Annotated in this window: 4 protein-coding genes; 2 read left to right on the forward strand and 2 right to left on the reverse strand. The window is 72.8% G+C overall.

Features of this window, described 5'->3' with window-relative positions:
* On the forward strand, nt 1-1,242 hold a 1,242-nt coding region (gene dprA / locus CCR87_RS01285; RefSeq protein ID WP_242511789.1), incomplete at its 5' end, for a DNA-processing protein DprA.
* Nucleotides 1,243-1,741: 499 nt separating this feature from the next.
* Here the strand turns inward: dprA and CCR87_RS01290 are convergent.
* Complete coding sequence (locus tag CCR87_RS01290; protein ID WP_201155521.1) at nt 1,742-2,764, reverse strand: aspartate-semialdehyde dehydrogenase; 1,023 nt, start codon at nt 2,762-2,764, stop codon at nt 1,742-1,744.
* Nucleotides 2,765-2,831: 67 nt separating this feature from the next.
* A complete protein-coding gene (serB, locus tag CCR87_RS01295) occupies nt 2,832-3,707 on the reverse strand; it encodes a phosphoserine phosphatase SerB (protein WP_201155522.1) in 876 nt (291 codons plus the stop codon).
* Nucleotides 3,708-3,851: 144 nt separating this feature from the next.
* On the opposite strand from serB, the gene CCR87_RS01300 reads away from it, so the two are divergent.
* Nucleotides 3,852-4,608, forward strand: a 757-nt coding sequence (locus CCR87_RS01300) for an MFS transporter (protein ID WP_201155523.1), incomplete at its 3' end; no start/stop codon positions are given.

A 4,608-nucleotide genomic window follows, 5' to 3' on the forward strand; every position in this document is an offset into this window, starting at 1 on the left:
TTTTCTTCCCACCCACCCTTCACCCCACCCACGGCGGAAGAGGACCTGTTGTCGTGGCTTCGTCTCATTCGCTCCCACCGTGTCGGTCCGGCGACCTTCTACCGCCTGCTGGATGAACACGGCAGCGCCGGGGCCGCGCTCGCGGCCCTGCCCGGGGTTGCCCGTGCGGCGGGCGTGACCGGCTACACCCCCTGTCCCATCCAACTGGCCGAGGCCGAGCTTGAGGCCGCGCAGGCCTGCGGGGCGTTCGCGTTGCGCCCCGGCGACGGCATTTATCCCGACGCGCTGGCCGCCATCGCGGATGCGCCGCCGCTGATCTGGGCGCGCGGGGATGCGGGCGTTCTGGCGGCGCCGATGGTGGCGATGGTGGGGGCGCGCAACGCCTCGGCGCTGGGCCAGCGGATGGCGCGCGCGCTGGCCGAAGGGTTGGGGCGCGACGGCCTTGTCGTGGTATCGGGGCTGGCGCGCGGGATCGACACCGCCGCGCACACCGCCGCCCTGCCCACCGGGACGGTCGCGGTCTGCGCCGGTGGGGTCGATGTGATCTACCCGGCCGAAAACGCGCCGCTGGCCGCGCGGATCCAGGAGGCGGGCCTGCTGATCTCCGAGCAACCCATGGGGCTGGTGCCGCAGGCGCGGCATTTCCCGCGCCGCAACCGGCTGATCTCGGGGCTGTCGCTGGGTGTGGTGGTGATCGAGGCGGCGCAGCGCTCCGGCAGCCTGATCACCGTGTCCGACGCGCTGGAGCAGGGCCGCGAGGTGATGGCGGTCCCCGGCCACCCCTTTGACGCCCGCGCCGAGGGGTGCAACGCGCTGATCCGCGACGGCGCGACGCTGGTGCGCGATGCGGCCGATGTGCGGGCGGTGCTGGGTCGCGCGGCGGCGGGCGCCAACGCCCGACCGACCCCGGAGCGTCCCGCGCCGCGCACCCTGTCGACAGCCGGCCCGGATCCGCGCGCCGGCGCCGCCCCGTCCGCGGCACACCGCGCAGCGGCCATGGCGCGGGACCCCGCGCCGACATCCGCCGCGATGCCCGACGGGGCGAACGGTGATGCGGCGGCGGACCCGCGAGCGCTGTCGCACCGCATCCTCGACCGCCTCGGGCCAAGCCCCCTGCAGGAGGACCAGCTGATCCGGGACCTTGGCCTTCCGGTGGCCGAGGTGATGCCCGGCCTGCTGGAACTGGAGCTCGACGGCCGCATCCTGCGCGCGCCCGGGGGGCTGCTGTCGCGCGTCCCATGAGGCGGCAGTAGGCGACCGCCCCACCGAAGCCCCGGGGCGCGCCGACGCCAGAGCCGCGCGGGCGGTGACGGGGGGATGGCCGTCGCGCTGCGGGACCGTGGCGTTGGCCGGGGGCGCAGCTGGGACCGGCCATTCCCGCATCCGATCCCGAAGGACACCCTGACCGCTGGTGCGGGGGGCATGCCGGGCGGGCGCCCTTTGGCGAATCGCCCGCGACCGCCCGGGCGGGGCACCGCCTGCGCCGGGGCAGGAGATGCAGATACACGCCGGCTATCTGGCCGATCACCGGGGCACCGCCTGCGCCGGGGCAGGCGACCCACGGGGCAGGGACCCCGGGCGATGCACCGGTCCTGCTCCCGGAAGGTCGCGCGGCCCCGTCGGGCGCCGATCCGAGGGGCGGTGCCGCGCGCAGGCCCGCTGCCGGGCGGGCGCCGATCCTTCTTCGGATCAGCCCCTCAGGCCCCGCCAGGCAGCGGCCCATCCCCCTGCAGGGGGGCCTTCAGCCTTTCTTGAGGCAGCGGTTGCCCAGCGTCTCGGCGATCTGCACGGCGTTCAGGGCCGCGCCCTTGCGCAGGTTGTCGGAGACGCACCACAGCGCGAGGCCGTTCTCCACCGTCGAATCCTGCCGGATGCGGCTGACGAAGGTGGCAAAATCACCCACACATTCGACCGGCGTGATGTAGCCACCGGGCTCGCGCTTGTCGATCACCATGACGCCGGGGGCCTCGCGCAGGATGTCGCGGGCCTCCTCCTCGTCGAGGAAATCCTCGAACTCGATGTGCAGCGCCTCGGCGTGGCCGACGAACACCGGCACGCGCACGCAGGTGGCCGAGACCTTGATCTTCGGATCGAGGATCTTCTTCGTCTCCACCACCATCTTCCACTCTTCCTTGGTGGCGCCGTCCTCCATGAAGACGTCGATCTGGGGGATGACGTTGAAGGCGATCTGCTTCTGGAACGCCTTGGGCGGCACCTCGGAGGTCGGGTTGTAGATGGCCTTGGTCTGGTCCCACAGCTCGTCCATGCCGGCCTTTCCGGCGCCCGACACCGACTGGTAGGTCGCCACGACGACCCGCTTGATCCGCGCGCGGTCGTGCAGCGGCTTCAGCGCCACCACCATCTGCGCGGTGGAGCAGTTGGGGTTGGCGATGATGTTCTTCTTTGCGTAGCCGTCCACGGCCTCGGCGTTGACCTCGGGCACCACCAGCGGCACGTCGGGGTCCATGCGATACAGCGACGAGTTGTCGATCACCACGCAGCCCGCCTTGGCCGCGCGCGGGGCATAGACCTTGGTTGCGTCCGAGCCGATGGCGAACAGCGCCATGTCCCAGCCGGCGAAATCGAACCGTTCGATGTCCTGGCACTTCAGCGTGCGGTCGCCGAAGCTGACCTCGGTGCCCTGGCTGCGGCGCGAGGCGAGCACCGCGATCTCGTCCACGGGGAACTGCCGTTCCTCGAGGATGTTGAGCATTTCGCGGCCCACATTGCCCGTGGCCCCGGCGACGACGACCCTGTAGCCCATGTCGATAATCCCTCTGATTGTTGCGCGGGACTTATCGCAAGCGGGGGCAGCGCGAAAGGGGGCGCCCTCAGGCGGCGAAGTCGGCGCGGGCATAGCCCTGCAGGTACAGCGCCGCCGTCAGGTCGCCGTGGTGGATGCGCAGGCGCGCGCGCGCGGCCACCGCCGGCTTGGCGTGCATGGCGATGCCCATGCCCGCCGCCTCCAGCATGTCGAGGTCGTTGGCCCCGTCGCCGATGGCCAGCACGTCGGCGGGTGTCAGGGCGTGGCGGGCGCACAGCTCCTCCAACGCCTCGCGCTTGGCGGCGCGGCCGAGGATCGGCTCGGCCACGCTGCCGGACAGGCGGCCGTCCGCGACCTCCAGCAGATTGGCGCGGTGCGCATCGAACCCCAGATGCGCCGCCACCGCCCCGGTGAAGGCGGTGAAGCCGCCCGACACCAGAACGCAGGTCGCGCCGTGCGCCTTCATCGTGGCCACCAGCGCCCGGCCCCCGGGGGTATAGGTGATGCGCTCCGCCAGCACCTCGGCGATGACGGCGGCATCAAGGCCGGCCAGCAGGGCGACGCGTTCGCGCAGGGCGCTTTCGAACTCCAGCTCTCCGTTCATGGCGCGGGCGGTGACGGCGGCGATCTGCGGGCCGATGCCGGCGACCACCGCAAGCTCGTCGATGCACTCCTGCTCGATCATGGTCGAATCCATGTCCGCCAGCAGCAGCCGCTTGCGCCGGTTCGCCGCGGGCTGGACCGCCAGATCGATGCCCTGGGCCTGCAACGCGGCCCACTGGTCGGCGGCGTCGGCGGGCGGGTCCGCCAGCGGGATCTCGGCGGCGAGGTCCTCGGCCAGCCAGCGCACCGGGCCGCCCGACCAGCGGGCGCGCAGGGCGTCGACGGTGGCCGTCGGCAGGCCGGAACCTGCGGGGGCGGTGATCAGCGTGGCGACGTACATGGGCGGCCTCCCGAATTCAGCGCTGCGATAGGACAGATGCCGGGCCGCCGCCAGCCCCTCTGCCCTGGCCGCCCACGGCGCGGCTTGCCACCGCGGGGTCCGGCGGGCCACATGGAGGGCCAACGGCAGGCGGAGGCGGCATCCATGGACACACCCCAGCGGCGGCGCATCCGGGCGTGGTACATGTTCGACTGGGCCAACCAGCCCTACAACACGCTGCTGCTGACGTTCATCTTTGCGCCCTACTTCGTGTCGTCGGTGGCGCCGGACCCGGTCAGCGGGCAGGCGATGTGGGGGGCGATGCTGGCGGTCGCGGGCATCGGGATCGCGCTGACAGCGCCGGTGCTGGGGGCGATCGCCGACAGCGCGGGGCGGTGGCGGCCGTGGCTGGTGCTGTGGTCGGTGTTCTATGTCGTGGGGGCATGGGCGCTGTGGTGGGCGGCGCCGGGGACGGAGGGGGTGGTGTGGGTCCTTGTGGCCTTTGCCATCGGCATGGTGGGGCTGGAATTCGGCATCGTGTTCGCCAATGCGCTGCTGCCCGGTCTGGCCCCGCGCGGGGCGTTGGGGCGGATCTCGGGCACCGGCTGGGCGCTGGGCTATGCGGGCGGCGTGGTGGCGCTGGCGCTGACGCTGGTGTTCCTGGCCGAGGGCGAGGACGGGCGCACGCTCGCCGGTCTGGCGCCGCCGTTCGGGCTGGATGCCGAGGCGCGCGAGGGGACGCGCGCCGTCGGCCCCTTCACCGCGCTGTGGTATGTGGTGTTCGTGCTGCCGCTGTTCCTGATGATCCCGGAGCATGATCGTGTGCGCCGTGCGCCGGGGGCGGTGCGCGCGGGGCTGGTGGGGCTGGGGCGCAGCCTGCGGGGGCTGCCGCGCCATCCCAGCCTGCTGGCGTATCTGGCGT

Source organism: Rhodobaculum claviforme (assembly GCF_016653255.1).
Lineage (GTDB): Bacteria > Pseudomonadota > Alphaproteobacteria > Rhodobacterales > Rhodobacteraceae > Rhodobaculum > Rhodobaculum claviforme.